This is a genomic window from Streptomyces hokutonensis (assembly GCF_042751305.1).
Lineage (GTDB): Bacteria > Actinomycetota > Actinomycetes > Streptomycetales > Streptomycetaceae > Streptomyces > Streptomyces hokutonensis_A.
In genome coordinates, this window is the sequence record NZ_JBHYWD010000011.1 from 248,752 (window position 1) to 265,278 (window position 16,527).

General features: G+C 73.0%; 18 protein-coding genes. 8 read left to right on the forward strand and 10 right to left on the reverse strand.

From position 1 onward, the window contains the following. The 3 genes from ACFXC1_RS28570 to ACFXC1_RS28580 are packed head-to-tail and all read right to left on the reverse strand — an operon-like array spanning position 1 to position 2,434. On the reverse strand, positions 1-885 hold the full coding sequence (locus ACFXC1_RS28570) for an ABC transporter permease (protein WP_381247462.1): 885 nt from the start codon (positions 883-885) through the stop codon (positions 1-3). Further along, the gene (locus ACFXC1_RS28575; protein ID WP_381247465.1) at positions 882-1,727 is read right to left on the reverse strand and encodes a sulfurtransferase; all 846 of its coding nucleotides are present in this window, start codon (positions 1,725-1,727) and stop codon (positions 882-884) included. The genes ACFXC1_RS28570 and ACFXC1_RS28575 overlap by 4 nt, the downstream gene beginning before the upstream one ends. Next, positions 1,724-2,434 (reverse strand): alpha/beta hydrolase, encoded by a 711-nt coding sequence (locus ACFXC1_RS28580; RefSeq protein WP_381247467.1) that lies wholly within the window; start codon positions 2,432-2,434, stop codon positions 1,724-1,726. Before ACFXC1_RS28580 ends, ACFXC1_RS28575 begins: the two co-directional genes overlap by 4 nt. A 340-nt stretch (positions 2,435-2,774) precedes the next feature. Here ACFXC1_RS28580 and ACFXC1_RS28585 point away from each other — a divergent pair, with 340 nt between their 5' ends. After that, entirely contained in the window at positions 2,775-3,623 is an 849-nt protein-coding gene (locus ACFXC1_RS28585) for a LysR family transcriptional regulator (RefSeq protein ID WP_043260479.1), read from the forward strand. Between the two features lie 140 nt (positions 3,624-3,763). Continuing rightward, positions 3,764-4,615, forward strand: coding sequence for a pyrroloquinoline quinone biosynthesis protein PqqB (gene pqqB, locus ACFXC1_RS28590; protein ID WP_381247470.1), 852 nt, complete (start codon positions 3,764-3,766; stop codon positions 4,613-4,615). A gap of 20 nt (positions 4,616-4,635) precedes the next feature. Here the strand turns inward: pqqB and ACFXC1_RS28595 are convergent, their stop codons facing one another. After that, positions 4,636-5,037: a MarR family winged helix-turn-helix transcriptional regulator gene (locus ACFXC1_RS28595; RefSeq protein WP_381247473.1), complete on the reverse strand. Its 402-nt coding sequence runs from the start codon at positions 5,035-5,037 to the stop codon at positions 4,636-4,638. A 97-nt stretch (positions 5,038-5,134) separates the two neighbouring features. Further along, positions 5,135-5,485 (reverse strand): VOC family protein, encoded by a 351-nt coding sequence (locus ACFXC1_RS28600; RefSeq protein ID WP_019075909.1) that lies wholly within the window; start codon positions 5,483-5,485, stop codon positions 5,135-5,137. 257 nt (positions 5,486-5,742) lie between these two features. Between ACFXC1_RS28600 and ACFXC1_RS28605 the strand changes: the two genes are divergently transcribed. Next, complete coding sequence (locus ACFXC1_RS28605) at positions 5,743-6,408, forward strand: alpha/beta family hydrolase (RefSeq protein ID WP_381247780.1); 666 nt, start codon at positions 5,743-5,745, stop codon at positions 6,406-6,408. Here the strand turns inward: ACFXC1_RS28605 and ACFXC1_RS28610 are convergent. After that, positions 6,378-7,298, reverse strand: coding sequence for a YihY/virulence factor BrkB family protein (locus ACFXC1_RS28610; RefSeq protein WP_381247476.1), 921 nt, complete (start codon positions 7,296-7,298; stop codon positions 6,378-6,380). The two genes, ACFXC1_RS28605 and ACFXC1_RS28610, sit on opposite strands and share 31 nt — an antisense overlap. Positions 7,299-7,443: 145 nt before the next feature. Here ACFXC1_RS28610 and ACFXC1_RS28615 point away from each other — a divergent pair, with 145 nt between their 5' ends. Beyond that, the gene (locus tag ACFXC1_RS28615; protein ID WP_381247480.1) at positions 7,444-7,929 is read left to right on the forward strand and encodes a cation:proton antiporter regulatory subunit; all 486 of its coding nucleotides are present in this window, start codon (positions 7,444-7,446) and stop codon (positions 7,927-7,929) included. Positions 7,930-7,934: 5 nt separating this feature from the next. Beyond that, entirely contained in the window at positions 7,935-9,158 is a 1,224-nt protein-coding gene (locus ACFXC1_RS28620; protein WP_381247482.1) for a cation:proton antiporter, read from the forward strand. Positions 9,159-9,173: 15 nt separating this feature from the next. Here ACFXC1_RS28620 and ACFXC1_RS28625 read toward each other — a convergent pair whose 3' ends face one another. After that, a complete protein-coding gene (locus ACFXC1_RS28625) occupies positions 9,174-10,574 on the reverse strand; it encodes a hypothetical protein (protein WP_381247485.1) in 1,401 nt (466 codons plus the stop codon). Positions 10,575-10,687: 113 nt separating this feature from the next. Between ACFXC1_RS28625 and ACFXC1_RS28630 the strand changes: the two genes are divergently transcribed. Further along, positions 10,688-11,926, forward strand: coding sequence for a molybdopterin-dependent oxidoreductase (locus ACFXC1_RS28630; RefSeq protein WP_381247487.1), 1,239 nt, complete (start codon positions 10,688-10,690; stop codon positions 11,924-11,926). A 322-nt stretch (positions 11,927-12,248) separates the two neighbouring features. Here the strand turns inward: ACFXC1_RS28630 and ACFXC1_RS28635 are convergent, their stop codons facing one another. From ACFXC1_RS28635 to ACFXC1_RS28645, 3 genes are read right to left on the reverse strand one after another with little or no spacing between them, the layout of a single operon-like run. Continuing rightward, entirely contained in the window at positions 12,249-13,073 is an 825-nt protein-coding gene (locus tag ACFXC1_RS28635) for a class I SAM-dependent methyltransferase (protein WP_381247490.1), read from the reverse strand. Then, positions 13,070-13,687, reverse strand: coding sequence for a TIGR04282 family arsenosugar biosynthesis glycosyltransferase (locus ACFXC1_RS28640; protein WP_381247491.1), 618 nt, complete (start codon positions 13,685-13,687; stop codon positions 13,070-13,072). Before ACFXC1_RS28640 ends, ACFXC1_RS28635 begins: the two co-directional genes overlap by 4 nt. Then, the gene (locus ACFXC1_RS28645; protein ID WP_381247494.1) at positions 13,684-14,418 is read right to left on the reverse strand and encodes a glycosyltransferase family 2 protein; all 735 of its coding nucleotides are present in this window, start codon (positions 14,416-14,418) and stop codon (positions 13,684-13,686) included. The genes ACFXC1_RS28640 and ACFXC1_RS28645 overlap by 4 nt, the downstream gene beginning before the upstream one ends. Before the next feature lie 105 nt (positions 14,419-14,523). Between ACFXC1_RS28645 and ACFXC1_RS28650 the strand changes: the two genes are divergently transcribed. Both ACFXC1_RS28650 and ACFXC1_RS28655 read left to right on the forward strand, forming a co-directional pair. Then, a complete protein-coding gene (locus ACFXC1_RS28650; protein WP_381247497.1) occupies positions 14,524-15,279 on the forward strand; it encodes a response regulator transcription factor in 756 nt (251 codons plus the stop codon). Positions 15,280-15,281: 2 nt separating this feature from the next. Next, positions 15,282-16,394, forward strand: a complete 1,113-nt coding sequence (locus ACFXC1_RS28655) for a sensor histidine kinase (protein ID WP_381247500.1) — start codon at positions 15,282-15,284, stop codon at positions 16,392-16,394. The last annotated feature ends 133 nt before the right edge of the window (positions 16,395-16,527 follow it).

Below are 16,527 nucleotides of genomic sequence, written 5' to 3' on the forward strand. Positions count from 1 at the left end.
CTACGCCTCGCCCTCGAAGTTGGCCCGCCAGGTCAGCAGGCGGCGCGACAGGATCCGTACGGCGAAGTCGCAGGCCAGCCCGAGCAGCGCGTACACGACGAGGCAGAGCACGATGACGTCGGTGCGGAAGTACTGCTGGGCGTTGCTCATCAGATAGCCGAGCCCCGCGTCGGCGTTGATCTGCTCGGCGAAGACCAGGGCCAGCCAGGCGGTGGACAGCGCGTACCGGAGTCCCACGAGTGCCCCGGGCAGTGCGCTCGGCAGGATCACGTACTTGATCAGACCGAGCCGGCCGAGCCCCATCATCCGCGCGGCCTCGACGAGTTGGGCGTCGGTGGAGCGGATGCCGCCGTAGATGTTGAAGTAGAGCGGGTAGGTCACACCGAGTGCGACCAGGGCGATCTTCGGGGTCTCCTCGATGCCGAACCAGACGATGAAGAGCGGGATCAGCCCCACCCAGGGGATCGCCCGGAACATGCCCATCGAGGAGTCGATGACGTCCTCGCCGAGCCGGAACAGCCCGGCCGTCAGCGACAGGACGAGCGCGACGCTCGCGCCGATGAGGAAGCCGATGGCGGCACGGCGGCCCGACGCGGCGATGGCGCGGGGGAGTTCACCGTCCTTCGTCAGGTCCACCGCCTGGCGGATGACGTCGACGGGGGAGGCCAGCACGGACTCGGGCAGCACCCCGGTGGCGGAGGTCAGGAACCAGAGCAGCACGAGGCCGACCGGTCCGGCGGCCCGCCGCACGGAACGGGGGACGGTGAAGCGGCGGGCGGTCTTCGCCGTGCCGCGGATGGTGACGCGGGCCGCCGCTGCCGGGGCCTTGTCCTCGGGGGCCGACTGCGCGGGCAGCACCGGCGCGTTCAGCGGTTTTGTCGTCATGGCCGGCCTCCTGTCGCCGCCGGTCGGGCGGGGTCGGCGGACCAGGCGGACCAGGAGCCGGGAAAGAGCGTCGCGTCGAACCCGGCGATCTCCAGTGCCGCGATCTGATGAGCTGCGGTGACCCCGGACCCGCAGTACACGCCGATGCGTGACGCGGCCCCGGCACCCCGCTCCTCGAACCGCTTGCGCAGCTCCTCGGGCGAGTGGAAGATCCCGTCCGCCGTCAGGTTCTCCCCGGTCGGCGCGGACACCGCCCCCGGTATGTGCCCCGCGCGCGGGTCCACCGGCTCGACCTCGCCCCGGTACCGCTCTCCGGCGCGGGCGTCCAACAGCAGCCCGGAGGCGGCGAGTTCGGCGGCGCCGTCGGCGTCGGTGATCGGCAGCGCACCCGCACGGAGTACGACGTCACCAGGTTCCGGATCGGCGGGAATCCCGGACTCCAGCGGCAGCCCGGCCGTGCGCCAGGCGCCCAACGCCCCGTCCAGCAGCGTCACTTCGGCGACACCGGTGTAGCGCAGCAGCCACCAGGCGCGGGCCGCCGCAGTGTTGCCCAGGTCGTCGTAGACCACGACGGACCGCCCGCTCCCGATGCCCCAGCGGCGGGCGGATTCCTGCAGTTCCGCGAGGTCGGGCAGCGGATGCCGGCCGCCCTCCGGGCTTGCCGGTGCGGCCAGTTCGGTGTCCAGGTCGACATAGACCGCGCCGGGGATGTGCCCGTCGGCATAGTGGTCACGGCCGTAGGGATCTCCGAGGGCCCAGCGGACGTCGAGGAGCACCGGCGGCTGCTCGGCGCCGAGGAGTTCGGCCAGCTCGGGGACCGTGGTCGTCACACGGCGGCTCATGTCAACTCCTCGGCGATCGGGGGGAGTTCGGGGGAGAGGCGGAGCCGTTCGAGGAAGAGGACGACCGTCGCGGCGACGGTGCGGTGCAGGGCGTCGTTGAGGACGTCGTGCCGGCCGTCCACGAAGGTCACGGTGTGCACGTTCGGGTGACCGTCGTAGACGCTCAGTGCCCGGTCGAGCGGGCTGATCGTGTCGGCCCTGCCGTGCAGGGCCAGCACCGGGAGACGCACCAGGTCAAGGCGCGGCTCGGGCAACCCGGGGTCGTCGTCGATGGCGCCCCGGCGGAACCCGGGGTCGTTGGTGAGGCGCCCCTGATGGGTCGGGCAGGCGGTGCGTGCCGCGGCCTCCTCCTCCCAACTCCCCGCCGTCCAGGTGCCGGTGGGCAGGCCGGCCAGGATCAGCGCGTCGATGCCCGCGGTCTGCTCCGCGGCGAGCTGGAGGGCGTGAAGCGCGCCGGTGTCGGAACCGACCAGCACCTTCGGGCCCGGCAGTGACTCGTCGGCGAGCAGCTTGGCGGCCCGCTCCAGTACGGCGGGGTCGGCGGCCGGGTCGCCGAGGGCGCGGACGCGATAGGCGTCGTAGCCGAGCCGGCGGCCGAACCGCTCGTAGACACCGCCGTGTTCGCCCCGCCCGGCCAGCACGATCAACGTGCCGCGCGCGGCGAGGCCTTCGGGTTCGTCCCAGGACGAGACGGAGTGAGAGGGCATGGGGTGACAACTCCCAACGAGGGGAAAGGGGAGGGGAATTCAGCGCAAGGAGGGAGGAAGCGGGCAGGCCGGAGCTGCCGTCACGTGTCCGTGCGCAGGGCGGACGTGATCAGCGAGAACTCGGGAAGGGTGCCGCGGAGAGGCGGTTGGTCAACGACAGCGCGCGCTGCACGCCACGCCGAAGTCGATGACTCGGCGCTGCGTCAGAAAGGCAGCGAAAGCGGTCGTGTGCAGCATGCGCTCATCATGACCGGATCCGACCGATCGCGTCCAACGATGATTCCGCATCGAAATCGATCAGCTATCGCGATCGATGCCCGAAACGGCTACCGTCACCGGCATGCCCCAACCTGTCCTCGACATCGTGGCCCTGCGCAGCCTGACCGCGATAGCCGACTGCGGCGGCTTCCATCGCGCGGCCCGGGCCCTCGCCCTGAGCCAGTCCGCGGTCAGCCAGCATGTGCGCAGGCTGGAGAAGACGCTCGGGCTGCCGATCGTCGAGCGGGAGGGGCGCGGCACCCGGTTCACGCCCGAGGGGCGACTGCTCCTCGAACAGGCCCGGCGCATCCTCGCCGTGCACGACGAGGCCGTACGCACCCTGCTCGACGTCGACGGCGACACCGTCACCATCGGCTCCACCGAACACGCGGCCGACCAGTTTCTGCCACGGCTGACCGCGGCAGTCCAGGAGGTACGGCCGGGCTGCCGGGTCCGCTTCCGCATCGACCGCTCGGCTCGCCTCGTAGAGGCGGTGGAACGCGGCAGCGTCGACGTCGCGGTCTACGTCACCGAGGCCGCCGCCACCGAGGGCACACCGGTCGGCGGCCTCCCGCTGACCTGGCACGCCACGCCCGGCTGGCGGCCACCGGCAGCGCCCGCACCCGTCCCGCTCGTCGCCATCGAGGACCCGTGCGCGATCCGCCGCCGCGCCATCTCCACCCTCGCCGCGCACGGCGTACCCGCAGCGGTCGTCGGCGACGCCGGCTATCTCGCGGGCGTCCTCGACATCGCCCGCACCGGCCAGGGCGTCGCCCTGCTCGCCGCCGTCGGATCGGCCCCGGACGGCCTGACCCCGTACGACGGCCTGCCCTCGGTCACCCCGATCCCCATGAGCGCGCTCGCCCGCCCGGGCGCCGATCCGGCGACGGTCGACGCGGCCTTCGCCGCCGTACGGGATCTGCTGCGCTGAGGCGCGCCCCGGTCGCAGATCGGCCGGAACTGCCCCCTGCGACGGGGTAGTCCGGCCCGTTTCGGAGGAAAGATCCCCCGGGGAGATTCGCTGAGTCCATTCCGACGCTGATTCCGATTCTGCAAGGGGGCGCGATCGTCGTGAGGGTCGTCCTGCTCGGTACGGCCGCCGGTGGTGGTTTCCCGCAGTGGAACTGCGCCTGCGCGCTGTGCGCCGCCGCCCGCGACGGGAAACTGCCCCCGCGCACCCAGGACTGTGTGGCCGTCACCGGCAACGAGCGCGACTGGTGGCTGCTCAACGCCTCGCCCGACATCCGCACCCAACTCGCCGCCACCTCCGCCCTCTGGCCGGGCCCCGGCCCGCGCGACACCCCCGTGCGCGGTGTGCTCCTCACCGACGCGGAGCCCCACCATGTGGCCGGTCTGACCGTGCTGCGCGGTGCGGCGGGCCTCAAGGTGTACGCCCCGCGGCCCGTCCTCAGCGCGCTCACCCCGGCCCGGGCAGTCCTCGACCGCTACGCCCCCTGGGAGTGGGCCGACGGCCTCGCCGAGGGCGGGTTCGTGCTTGCCGGAGGGCTGGTCGTCACGGCCCATCCGGTGGGCGACAGGCCACCCGAGTACGTGCCGCCCCGTCGGCCCGACGACCGCTGGGTGGTCGCGTACCGCGTCGAGGATCTGGCGACCGGCGGGGCGTTCGTCTATGCACCGCGCATCGCCGCCTGGACGGACGATTTCGACGACCTGTTGGAGTCGGTGGACTGCGCGGTGCTGGACGGCACCTTCTTCGACACGGACGAGGCGGGCGCCGGACACCTGCCCGTCACCGGCCCCGGCGGCAGCCTCACCGCCCTCGCCAGTCACCCCGGTGTCCGCCGGATCTACACCCACCTCGACAACGCGAACCCGCTGCTCGACCCCGGCTCGACGGCGCGGGCGCAGGTGAGCGGCGCGGGGGCCGAAGTGCTCATGGACGGAGCGGAGTTCGTGGTGTGAGGCGGGCGGGCTGGTGGCGGCTACTCCTGCGTGCTGTCCAACATCCTTGCCAGCACGCCCCGTTGGAGCGGCAGTACCTCCGCGTGCAGATCGCGGCCCTTGCGGGTCAGCGCGACCCACACCCCGCGCCGGTCCTCGACGCACACGGAGCGTTCCACGAGGCCGTCCTTCTCCAGCCGGCCGATGAGCCGGGAGAGCGCGCTCTGGCTGAGATGGACCCGTCCGACCAGGTTCTGCACCCGGCACTGGTCGCCGGCCCGGGGCGCCTCGGACGCGAGCATGTCCAGCACCTCGAAGTCGCTCGCGCCCAGCCCGTGCGGATGCAGCACACGGTCGATCTCGCACATCGTCCGCGCGTGCACGGACAGGATGTCCCGCCACTGGTCCTCTAGTTGCCGGGCGTCGGCCGACTTCACTGCCATACCTGCACGGTAACACCGAACCGGCCAATCGTTGAGTCTGCAACTAGTGCGTGTGCAAGTAGCGCGGGCGGATGGCCTGTCCCGTGCGGCAGCGGTGTCAGGCGGCCGGATTCTGGGTCAGCCCGACGAAGTTCCCGTCCGCGTCCTTCACGAAGGCGATCAGCTTGCCGCCGCCGACGTCCTGGACGTCCTGGACCAGCTCGGCTCCCGCCTCCACCAGCGCCGCCACCCGCGTCCGGATGTCGTCCACGGTCCAGTACGGAACCGGTCCGGTCATGCCCCGGGAGTGCCCGTTCGGGTCGAGACCGACGTCCTGCCCTGCGGCCTTGTAGCCGACGTAGTACGGCTCGTCCGCGTACGGCTCGACCCCCAGCAGGGCGCCGAACAGGGCCTTCGCGCGGTCGAGGTCCTTGACGGGGTAGATGATCGTGTTCAGACCGTCGGTCATGGCGAGCTCCTCCGTGAAGCGTGGTCCGGCGGATTTCGCCGGTGAATTCAGGCTAGGCCGGGGGAGCGGGCGGCGGCTTCTCCAATCCTGACCGGCTGCCGCGGGGGCGGGTGCGCCGCCGGTCGGCGCGCCGGGGGAGGATCGTCTCCGTGACCCGCGACGCGGAGGTCGCGGAAAGGCCGGAACGGCGGAAGAGGGGGCACACCTTCGTGCAGCAGGACGAGACAGAACTTCCATCGCCCGCGCCCGGCGGCGCACTGCTGCTCCGGCACCGTCCGGCGCGTCCGAGGGCCGCCGTCCTGGTCCTGCACGGCGGCCAGGAGACGAGTCTCCGCCCCGCCCGGCCCTGGCAGCTCGCCGCGCTGCGCATGGGACCGTTCCTGCGGGCGGTGTCCGGTGCGCTGCCCGGCGACGACGTCCTCCTCGCCCGGGCCCGGTACCGCGTGCGCGGATGGAACGGCGACCGCGCCGACCCCGTGCGGGACACCCACCGCGCGCTGGACGAACTCGCCGAACTGGCGGGCCCCGTACCGACCGTGCTGCTCGGCCACTCCATGGGCGGCCGGGCCGCCCTGCGCGCCGCCGGTCACCCGCAGGTGCGCGGAGTGGTCGCGCTCGCGCCGTGGTGGCCGCCGGGCGAACCGGTGGAACAGACGGCTGGCCGGCACATCGTCTGCCTCCACGGCGACCACGACCACGTCACGTCACCCGCCGACTCGGCGGACTGCGTGCGCAGGGCGCGGGCCACGGCGACCCGTACCGGAATGGCCCTCATCGGCGGCGGCGACCATGGCATGCTCCGCCGCCACCGCCTCTGGCACGACACGGCAGCCGCGCTCGTCGCCCACATCCTCGACCCCGCCGGCGTACCGGATCCACTGCCCGGGGAGTCCTACGGGACGACCGACTTCCCCGTGCTGTGACCGGGTGACCGAGGCACTGGACGAGGCGGTGGCCCGGCCAGTTCCGCCGCGAACTGCGCCCCCGTGAGCAGCGCCAGGTTCGACAGCCACAGCCAGACGAGGAAGACGACGATGCCGGAGAGCGAGCCGTAGAGCCTGCTGTAGGCGCCGAGGGTCGAGGCGTACGACGAGAAGCCCGCCGAGACGGCCAGCCACAGCGCGGCGGCCAGGGCGCCGCCGGGCAGGGTGTGCCCGCGTCGGCGTGCCGAGGTCGGCCCGGTGTGGAAGACGACCACGACCAGGAGGGCCACCAGGCACAGCAGCACCGGCCAGCGCAGCAGGCTCCACGCCCAGGCCGCGGTGGTGCCCATGCCGAACATCCGGCCGACGACCTCCGCGAGCGGGCCGGTCAGGATGAGGGTGAGTGAGCCGACCAGCAGCAGACCGAGCAGCAGGAGCGCGGTGAGCACGATCCGGTGCGCCTTGCGCCAGGTCGAACGCCGGTCCTCGGTGTGGTGCATCCGGTGCAGGGCGCGGCGGAACACGGCGAGATAGCTGGAGGCCGACCACAGCGCGCTGCCCGCACCGGTCACGAGCAGCGGCCAGGCGGTGCCGTCCGCGGCCAGCGCGTGGGACAGGACGGTGTGCAGATCGGCGCCCGAGTTGGCCGGGGCGTAGGCGGCGACATGGCTGATGAACTCCTGGGCCGTGTCCGGGCTGATCATCCCGAACCCCAGGACCGTCGCCAGCATCGCGGGGAGCACGGCCAGGATCGCGTAGTAGGTCAGCGCCGCCGCGTAGTCCGTGATGTCGTCGTTCCACAGCGCGACCGGCGTCCGCCGCAGCGCGGGCCACCACGCGGCGGGCGGCCGGACCGCGATCATGCCCGCGAACGATGTGCCCATGCCCATCCACCTCTCACCCGGTACCCCTTCTGCCCGTGTTGGGCAGGTCTACTCCACTCGGGCCCGGCGGCGGATCGGTCAAGAACTGGCAAAGAAGAGTCAAGAACATGTAAGGTTCACGGAGATCTGCGAGGAACAGGGGGGACACGCCATGGGTACTCCACGCGTGAGCAGTACGCCGTTGCCGGGTATCGGAGTCCGCTACGACCTGACGACACGTGAGCAGCGCGTCCTGTCGGTGGTCGCGCACCGGGACGGCGAACGGACCCTGAACGCCTACCGCTCGGACGATCCCGACGCCTGCGCCCTGTCCGTACGGCTCACCACGGCGGAGACGGCCGCGCTCGTCGACGCCCTGCTGCCCGAGCACCACAGCCCGAACCTGCTGTCCACCACCGAACTGGGCCTGGTCGCCGAGCGCATACAGCTGTCGGCGCTCTCGTACTGGAACGGGCGGCTCCTCGGCGAGACCAGGATGCGCACCGAGACCGGTGTCTCGATCGTGGCCGTGCTGCGCCGGGCCGAGGCCGTGCCCTCCCCGACACCGGAATTCCGGCTGGCCGGCGGGGACACCCTGATCGTGATCGGCACGCGCGAGGGCGTCGAGTCGGCCGCCGCGATACTCGGGCGGGAGTGAGCGCGATGCACTCCTCCGCGAGGTTCCTGATCGAGTTCGGCGCGATCATCCTGGCCCTGGGACTGCTGGGCCGGTTCGCCGCACGCTTCCAGTTCTCCCCGATACCGCTCTATCTGCTCGCCGGGCTCGCGTTCGGCGAGGGCGGACTGCTGCCGCTCGGCACCAGCGAGGAGTTCGTCGCCATCGGCGCCGAGATCGGCGTCATCCTGCTGCTGTTGATGCTCGGCCTGGAGTACACGGCCAGCGATCTCGTCTCCAACCTCAAGACCCAGTACAGCGCGGGTCTCGTCGACGCCGCCCTCAACGCGCTGCCCGGTGCCGCGATGGCCCTGCTGCTCGGCTGGGGACCGGTCGCCGCGGTGGTGCTGGCCGGGGTCACCTGGATCTCCTCCTCCGGCGTCATCGCCAAGGTCCTCGGCGACCTGGGCCGCCTCGGCAACCGCGAGACCCCCGTCATCCTGAGCATCCTCGTCCTCGAAGACCTCTCGATGGCCGTCTACCTCCCGATCGTCACCGCACTCCTCGCCGGCACGGGCCTCGCCTCGGGCAGCCTCACCCTGGTCGTCGCCCTCGGCGCCGCGGCCCTGGTGCTGCTCGTCGCGGTCCGCTACGGCCGCCACATCTCCCGCTTCGTCTCCAGCGACGACCCCGAGAAACTGCTGCTGGTCGTCCTGGGCCTGACCCTCCTGGTCGCCGGACTCGCCCAGCAGCTCCAGGTCTCCGCCGCCGTCGGCGCGTTCCTGGTCGGCATCGCCCTGTCCGGAGAGGCCGCGGAGGGCGCGCACAGCCTGCTCTCCCCGCTGCGGGACCTGTTCGCCGCCGTGTTCTTCGTCTTCTTCGGCCTGCACACCGACCCGGCGAGCATCCCGCCCGTCCTGCTGCCCGCGCTCGCCCTGGCGATCGTCACCGCCGGCACGAAGATCGCCACCGGCTACTGGGCGGCCCGGCGCGCGGGCATCTCCGCCAAGGGCCGCTGGCGGGCGGGCGGCACCCTGGTCGCCCGCGGCGAGTTCTCCATCGTCATCGCGGGTCTCGCCGTAACGGCCGGCATCGAACCCTCCCTCGGCCCGCTGGCGACGGCGTACGTGCTGATCCTGGTGATCGTGGGCCCGCTCAGCGCCCGCTACACCGAGCCGCTGGCCACCCGCCTGACCGGGCGCCGACGGGACAAGGCCGCCCCCGTGACCGACGTGAGCACTACGGCTCCGGAGCCCCACGAGGTGGCGTAGGCCCGTGTCGGCGCCTCACCAGCCCGTCAGGAGCAGGTGGTTGAGGAGCAGGGCCAGGACGGCCTGCGCGGTGAGCCAGGCGCGGGGCCGGGGGAGGAACGCGCAGGCGGGCAGCAGCCACATCGCGAACGGCAGCCAGATGCGCTCCGTCTCCGCCTTGCTCATACCGGAGAGATCCGCGACGAGCAGGGCGAGCAGGGCGGCGAACACCATGAGGGCGAGCCGGGGTTGGGGCACGGCGGCGCGCAAACCGCCCCGCAGTTCCGGGAGTCGGGTGCCCGCCCGCCGCAGGCCCGCCACCGTCGCCGGGCCCACGATCAGCACGGTGCAGGCCAGGTTCGCCCACACCCAGTAGCCGTACGGCCGGATCCCGCCGACCCCTTCGTAGTAGCGGGTGATCAACAGGCGGTACGCCTCCCACCAGTTGAAGCCGAGCAGCGTGAACACCACTGGTACGACGGCGAGTCCGGCGACGACGTACGGAAGTGGGCGAAGCCGCCGCTGCCCGAGCAACAGTGCGGCGCCCGCGATCACCGCGAACAGCGTCAGCCCGTACGACAGATACGCGGTGAGGCCGAGGAACAGCCCGGCGGCGAGGCCGGCCGAGCGCGGCCGGTCTCCGGTGACCGCGAGGGCGAGAAACGCGACGGACCAGGCGGCGACGGCCGCGAAGTACCCGTCAGCCGAGGTGCCCACCCACACGGCGGCCGGGGCGAGGGCCAGGAACGGGGCGGCGCGGCGGGCGAGTTGCTCACCGGCGAGCACCCGCACGGCGACGAGGACCGCCGCGCCCGCCGTCGCCCCGACGGTGATGCACCAGACGCCCGCCCAGGCCCCGCCGCCCAGTCCGATCCGGTCCAGGAGGACGAAGGTGACGGTGGCCGCCGGGGGATGCCCGGCGATGTGCGCGGGCCAGGGGGCGGGGGAGTGGCTGAGGATGTGGTGGGTGAAGTCGCGCAGCGTGGCGGGGATGTCGTGGAAGCGGCCGATGACCGTCAGGTACTCGTTCGTGGTCGTCAGCCGTCCCGCGATGCCCCGCTGCCAGCCGTCGACCAGGGCCAGCGAGAACGTCCACGCCATGGCGGTGCCCCAGGCGGTCAACAGCAGCGCGCGCCAGGGCAGTCGGGCGGCGAGCGCGGGACCGTACGCCACCACGGCGACCGCGACGGCGAGCGCCGCCGGGGTGCCCGGGCCGACGTGCGGCTGCCACTGGGCGAACACGGGCGGCCAGGCGACGAAGAGCGAGTGGTGACGGTCCTGGATCGCGGTGCCGACCAGCACCGCCACCAGGACGAGCAGTGCGGCGGCGAGGGCGGCCGACAGATCGCGGACGTGGTCGCCCGGAGCGGCAAGGGGACGGTCGACGGGGCGGGCGCCTTGGTGGCGCTCGCGGTCGACGAGAAGATCGCGGTTCACATCGACACGCTAGGTCGGGGTGCGCCCGGCGGAGCCGGCGCCGAGGCAGACGTCAGGGTTTCGTCATGGTTTGCGAACCCGTTCGGGGGGTGTCCCCGGCCTACGGTCGGGGCATGCCACGCTCCCCCTCTTCGCCCGACTTCTGGCGCAGCCCGCTGCGCGGCCCCTGGTTCACCTCCGTGCTGGGCATCGTGCTGCTCGCCGGGATCACCGTGCTGTTCGTGACGGGACTGCTGTCGTACGCGGCCTACAACCCGGACCTCTCGCCGGTCAACGACCAGACCCCGGACAAGGGCCTCCTCGGCTTCTATCTCTTCGCCTGGCCGACCGACCCGTCCTGGCTGTACCGCCTCACCCAGGGCACGCACGTCACCCTCGGTATCGCACTGATCCCCGTACTGCTGGCGAAGCTCTGGTCGGTCGTCCCGAAGCTGTTCGCCCTGCCGCCGGCCCGGTCGCTCACCCACGCGCTGGAACGGCTCTCGCTGCTGCTCCTCGTGGGCGGCGGCCTGTTCGAGTTCACCACCGGCGTCCTCAACGTCCAGCTCGACTACGTCTTCCCCGGCTCCTTCTACCCCCTGCACTTCTACGGCGCCTGGGTCTTCTTCGCCGCCTTCCTCGCCCACGCCGTCCTGAAGACACCGGCGGCCCTGCGCAACCTGCGCCACATCAGAGGCGAACACCCTGCGGAGGAAGGGGAGTTGGTGTCCCCGAACCCCGCCGAACCCACCGTCTCGCGCCGCGGCGCCCTCGGTGTGGTCGGCGGCGGATCGCTGCTGCTGTTCGGCACGACAGTGGGCCGCGGCTTCGACGGACCACTGCGGGAGACGGCCCTGCTCGCACCCCACGGCGGGCCCGAACCGGGCTCAGGACCCGGCGCCTTCCAGATCAACAAGACAGCCGCCGCGGTCGGGATCGACGCCAGGGAGACCTCCGAGGACGCCTGGCGACTGGTCGTCGAGGGCAACGGCCGCACGGTCCGCCTCGGTCGGGTCGCGCTGCTCCAACTCCCGCTGCACAGCGCCGCGTTGCCCATCGCCTGTGTGGAGGGCTGGTCGACGTCCGACCAGTGGTGGCGGGGCGTACGGCTGCGGGACCTCGCGGCACTCGTCGGCTACGAGACGGACACGGCACCCGATGTCCTGGTCGAATCCCTGCAACGGCACGGGGCGTTCCGCCGGTCCGCCCTGCGCGACAACCAGGTCCGCGACCCGCGCTCGCTGCTCGCCCTGTTCGTCAACGGCGCGGACCTCACCCCCGACCACGGCTACCCGGCCCGCGTCATCGTCCCCGCGGCACCCGGAGTACTCAACACCAAATGGGTGGCCCGTATGACCTTCGGAGACCTGTGATGCGCGTTCCGTTCAGGCGGCCGGCCCTCGGCAGCCCGCTCCAACTCCTGCTGCTGGCCTCCTCGTTCGCGCTCGCCGGGTACGCGGGGGTGCGGCTGCTCGCGGACGACTGGTTCGGGGTGGCGCTGTGGATCGTGGGCGCGGCGGTGCTGCACGACCTGGTGCTGGTGCCGTTGTACGCGGGCGCGGACCGGGCGCTCGCCCGGGTGCTGGGCAGCGCCGGACACCGGGAACGGACCGGTTACGTCCGGGTCCCGGCCCTGCTCTCCGGCCTTCTGCTGCTGGTGTGGTTCCCGCTGATCAGCGGGGAGGCGGCGGACCGCTACAGGTCCGCCACCACGCTCTCCGGTGACGGGTTCCTGTCCCGCTGGCTACTCGTCACGGCGGCGCTGTTCGGCGGCTCGGCCGTGCTGCTGGTCCTGCGGCTGCTGCGGTTGCGGAGAGCTAGGAAGAAGCGGCCGTCGGCCGCCCACTGACCCTCCGTGCGCCACCCCGCCCAGCCGGCGTGGCGCAACAGGGCCGGGGTTCCGAGACGGGCCCACGGGAAGGACGCACCGGAGGAACCACGGCCGTCGGCGACCCGCACCCGCACCCGTTCGTCGACGTCGACCGGAGCGGTCTCGGCAATCAACAGCCCGTTATCGGCGAGGAGTTGGGACATCCGCCGCAGCAGGGCGTGCGGGTCGCCGCCGATGCCTACGTTGCCGTCGATGAGGAGGGCGGTGTCCCAGCGGCCCTCGCCGGGGACGGGTTCGAAGACGGACCGGCGCAACGCCTGCCCACCGAGCCGGACGGTGTGCGCGACGGCGGCCTCACTGACGTCGATGCCCAGCACCGGCCGCCCCTGCGCGGCGAGTTCGGCGACGAGCCGCCCGGGACCGCATCCCACGTCGAGCACGGCCCCCTCGCACCGGCGCAGCACCTCCCGGTCCGCCGCGTCGGCCTCCGCGCACCAGCGCTCCACCTCCAGGGGCAGCAGCCAGCCGTCGGTACGGCGGAGGAAGAGCGGGCCTCGACCGGTGCGCAGGGCGTCGGTGTACGGGTCGGCGGACCAGGGGCGTGCGGGGGAGTCCGAGGGCGGGCAGTCGATGAGGGCGGTCACCGGGCGCGGGCCCTCGCCGGTCGGCACCGGACGCGCCGCACTCACCTGCCGACTCCCGTCCGCAGCCGTGCAAGTTCCTTCGCGAACCGCCCCTCCGGAGCCTCGGCGGCGACCAGTTCGGCGTCGTACGCCGTGTCGACGTCGCGCAGGGGCGGGAGGTCGCGGACGCGCAGGCCCGTGGCGGTCAGCCGGGCGCGCTGGACGGCGCCGGTGGTCGGTGTCGACATCGGTACACCACGCAGGAGCGCCGGGTCGGGGTCGGCGAGGCCCAGGGCCCAGAAGCCGCCATCCTCGGCCGGGCCGAAATACGCGTCGCAGTGGGCGAAGTCCACGGTGAGGAGCGCGGGCGTCACCTGGGGCGTGTCCATGCCGATCAGCAGCGCGGGCCCGGCGCAGCCCGCGAAGGCGGCGGCGAGCCGTTCGTCGAGCCCTCCGCCGCACTGCGGTACGACATCGAAGCCCGGCGGCAGCCAGGGGCCCGGCGCTCCGTCGAGCACCAGCACCCGCCGCCGCGCGGGCGTCGCCAGCAGCACGTGCAGGGTGTCGACGAGCGAGGCCTCGGCGAGCGCGGCGGCCTCCTCGGGCGTGAACGGCGGCGTCAGCCGGGTCTTCACCCGCCCGGGCCGCGGTTCCTTGGCGATGACGAGAAGGGTGGTCACCGGGAAAGGGCTCCTTGAAGTGAGAGGGCGGCCTTCGGGGGTTCGGCCAGCACCCGGCGCATGTCCCGTACCGCCTGCCAGGTGCCGCGCCAGGTCCCGGTGACCTTGGAGGCGCCGGTGCGCGGCAGATACGGCACGTCGTGCTCGGCGACGCGCAGACCCGCGTCGGCGGCGCGCACCACCATCTGGAGCGGATAGCCGCTGCGGCGGTCCGTGAGGCCGAGCGCGAGCAGATCCGCGCGACGGGCGGCCCGCAGGGGGCCGAGGTCGTGCAGCCGCAGCCCGGTGCGGCGGCGCAGCATCCGGGCCAGCGCGAGGTTGCCCGCCCGGGCGTGCGCGGGCCAGGCCCCGCGCCCCTGCGGCCGGCGCCGCCCGAGCACGAGATCGGCATCGCCCTCGCGCACCTCGCGGACGAAGTCCACCAGCAGGGACGGGTCGAGCGAGGCGTCGCAGTCGCAGAAGCACACGATGTCCGCGGTGGCGGCCAGCAGCCCGGCATGGCAGGCGGCGCCGAACCCGCGGCGCTCCTCGCGCACGACGGTGGCGCCGAGGCTCTGGGCGAGTGGAGCGGAACCGTCCGTGGACCCGTTGTCCACGACCAGCGCGCGCCAGCCTCGCGGGATGCGGGCCAGCACCCAGGGCAGGGCCTCGGCCTCGTCGAGACAGGGGAGGACCACGTCGACGGGCGCCGGGTCCGGATCTGGTGGGGGAGGTGTCGTCACGGCTTTCACCTTACGAGTGCGAATCCGGCATACCGGACTTCGGTTCCTTACGAAACACGGACGTCGGGCCAGCGGATTCGGAAGGCGGGCGCGCCCGGTGGGACCCTTGATGACATGCAGCAGCCGTACGAATCCCCAGGTGCCGTGCCCGTCGAGAGCGGGCCCGCCCACCCGACGCGCGTCCTCGTGGTCGACGACGACCCGACCGTCGCCGAGGTCGTCTCCGGATACCTCGACCGCGCCGGATACGTCGTGGACCGCGCCGAGGACGGGCCGGGCGCGCTCGCCCTCGCCGCCGCGCACTGGCCGGACCTGGTGGTCCTCGACCTGATGCTGCCGGGCATGGACGGCCTGGAGGTGTGCCGCCGGCTGCGCGGCCACGGACCCGTGCCGGTCATCATGCTCACCGCGCGCGGCGACGAGGACGACCGGATCCTGGGCCTGGAGGTCGGCGCCGACGACTACGTCACCAAGCCGTTCAGCCCACGCGAACTCGTCCTCCGCGTGGAGTCCGTGCTGCGCCGCTCCGGCCCCCCGGCCGTGACCCGCCCTCTGCGCGCGGCGGGACTCACCGCCGACCCCGCCGCCCGCCGCGCCACCAAGAACGGCACCGAACTCGCCCTCACCCTGCGGGAGTTCGACCTCCTCGCCTTCCTCCTACGGCACCCCGGGCGGGCCTTCAGCCGGGAGGACCTGATGCGGGAGGTGTGGGGCTGGGACTTCGGCGACCTGTCGACCGTCACCGTGCATGTACGGCGGCTGCGCGGCAAGGTCGAGGACGATCCGGCCAGGCCCCGTCTGATCCAGACGGTGTGGGGCGTCGGCTACCGCTTCGAACCCGCCCGCACCGGCTCGGTCGAGGAGGGCTGATCATGCGCGACATGCTGCTCATCGCCCTGTTCGCCTTTCTGGGCGCCGCCGGGGCCGGAGTGATCGGCGCGGGCGCGCTCTGGCTGCTGCGCCGGCGGTCGCTCACCGCGTCCGTGTCCGTGGTCGCCGCGGTGGCGGTGACGGCGATGTTCGCGGGCACGCTGGCGGTGGCGCAGGCGATGTTCCTGTCCTCGCACGACCTGTCCGTCGTCACCACCGTCGTCGCCATGGCGGCCGTGGTCTCCCTGGTCACCGCGCTGCTGCTCGGCCGCTGGGTCGTCGCCCGCAGCCGTGAACTCGCCCGCGCCGCGCGGGACTTCGGCGACGGCGGAGACTTCTCGGCCCCCGTGGGCCCGGCGACGGCCGAACTGGCCGACCTGAGCCGGGAGTTGGCCGCGACCAGCGCCAAGCTCGCCGAATCCCGCGACCGCGAACGGGCGTTGGAGTCCTCGCGCCGCGAACTCGTCGCCTGGATCTCCCACGATCTGCGCACCCCGCTCGCCGGTCTGCGCGCCATGTCCGAGGCCCTGGAGGACGGGGTCGCCGCCGACCCCGACCGCTATCTGCGCCAGATCCGCACCGAGGTCGAACGCCTCAACGACATGGTCGGCGACCTCTTCGAACTCTCCCGCATACACGCCGGGACCCTCACCCTTTCCCCGTCCCGGATGTCGCTCTACGACCTGATCGGCGACGCCCTCGCCGGCGCCGACCCCCTCGCCCGCGAGCACGGGGTGCGGCTGGTCGGCGACCGGATCGTGTCGGTGCCGGTCGAGGTGGACGGCCGCGAGATGAGCCGGGTGCTGGGAAACCTGCTGGTCAACGCGATCCGCCGGACACCGGCCGACGGCACCGTCGCGGTCGCCGCCGAGCGGTCCGCCGAGGGCGTGGTGCTGTCCGTGACGGACGGCTGCGGCGGCATCCCCGAGGAGGACCTGCCCCGCGTCTTCGACACCGGCTGGCGCGGCACCCACGCGCGGACACCCCCGGCGGGGGCCGGCCTGGGCCTGGCGATCGTGCGTGGCATCGTCGAGGCCCACCAGGGCCGGGCCGCCGTACGGAACGTGTCGGGCGGCTGCCGCTTCGAGGTGACGCTGCCGATGGCGGAGGGGTAGCCGCCCGGCTGGGCCGGGGGGAGTCGTCCCGGCGGGCTAGCCGCAGGGTAGGGCTGAGGGGCAGTCGCCCGGCGGGAGGGACAGCCGCCCCGGCCGGACCGACGGACAGCCGCCCGGGTAGGGCCGAGGGACA

Bases quoted from the DNA above. Each gene is read 5' to 3' on its own strand.
- ACFXC1_RS28630 (WP_381247487.1), top strand. From the start codon at position 10,688: ATGCCACGCTCCCCCTCTTCGCCCGACTTCTGGCGCAGCCCGCTGCGC.
- ACFXC1_RS28595 (WP_381247473.1), bottom strand. From the start codon at position 5,037: ATGGCAGTGAAGTCGGCCGACGCCCGGCAACTAGAGGACCAGTGGCGG.
- ACFXC1_RS28600 (WP_019075909.1), bottom strand. From the start codon at position 5,485: ATGACCGACGGTCTGAACACGATCATCTACCCCGTCAAGGACCTCGAC.
- ACFXC1_RS28615 (WP_381247480.1), top strand. From the start codon at position 7,444: ATGGGTACTCCACGCGTGAGCAGTACGCCGTTGCCGGGTATCGGAGTC.
- ACFXC1_RS28575 (WP_381247465.1), bottom strand. From the start codon at position 1,727: ATGAGCCGCCGTGTGACGACCACGGTCCCCGAGCTGGCCGAACTCCTC.
- ACFXC1_RS28610 (WP_381247476.1), bottom strand. From the start codon at position 7,298: ATGGGCATGGGCACATCGTTCGCGGGCATGATCGCGGTCCGGCCGCCC.
- ACFXC1_RS28620 (WP_381247482.1), top strand. From the start codon at position 7,935: ATGCACTCCTCCGCGAGGTTCCTGATCGAGTTCGGCGCGATCATCCTG.
- ACFXC1_RS28570 (WP_381247462.1), bottom strand. From the start codon at position 885: ATGACGACAAAACCGCTGAACGCGCCGGTGCTGCCCGCGCAGTCGGCC.
- ACFXC1_RS28585 (WP_043260479.1), top strand. From the start codon at position 2,775: ATGCCCCAACCTGTCCTCGACATCGTGGCCCTGCGCAGCCTGACCGCG.
- ACFXC1_RS28580 (WP_381247467.1), bottom strand. From the start codon at position 2,434: ATGCCCTCTCACTCCGTCTCGTCCTGGGACGAACCCGAAGGCCTCGCC.
- ACFXC1_RS28655 (WP_381247500.1), top strand. From the start codon at position 15,282: ATGCGCGACATGCTGCTCATCGCCCTGTTCGCCTTTCTGGGCGCCGCC.
- ACFXC1_RS28650 (WP_381247497.1), top strand. From the start codon at position 14,524: ATGCAGCAGCCGTACGAATCCCCAGGTGCCGTGCCCGTCGAGAGCGGG.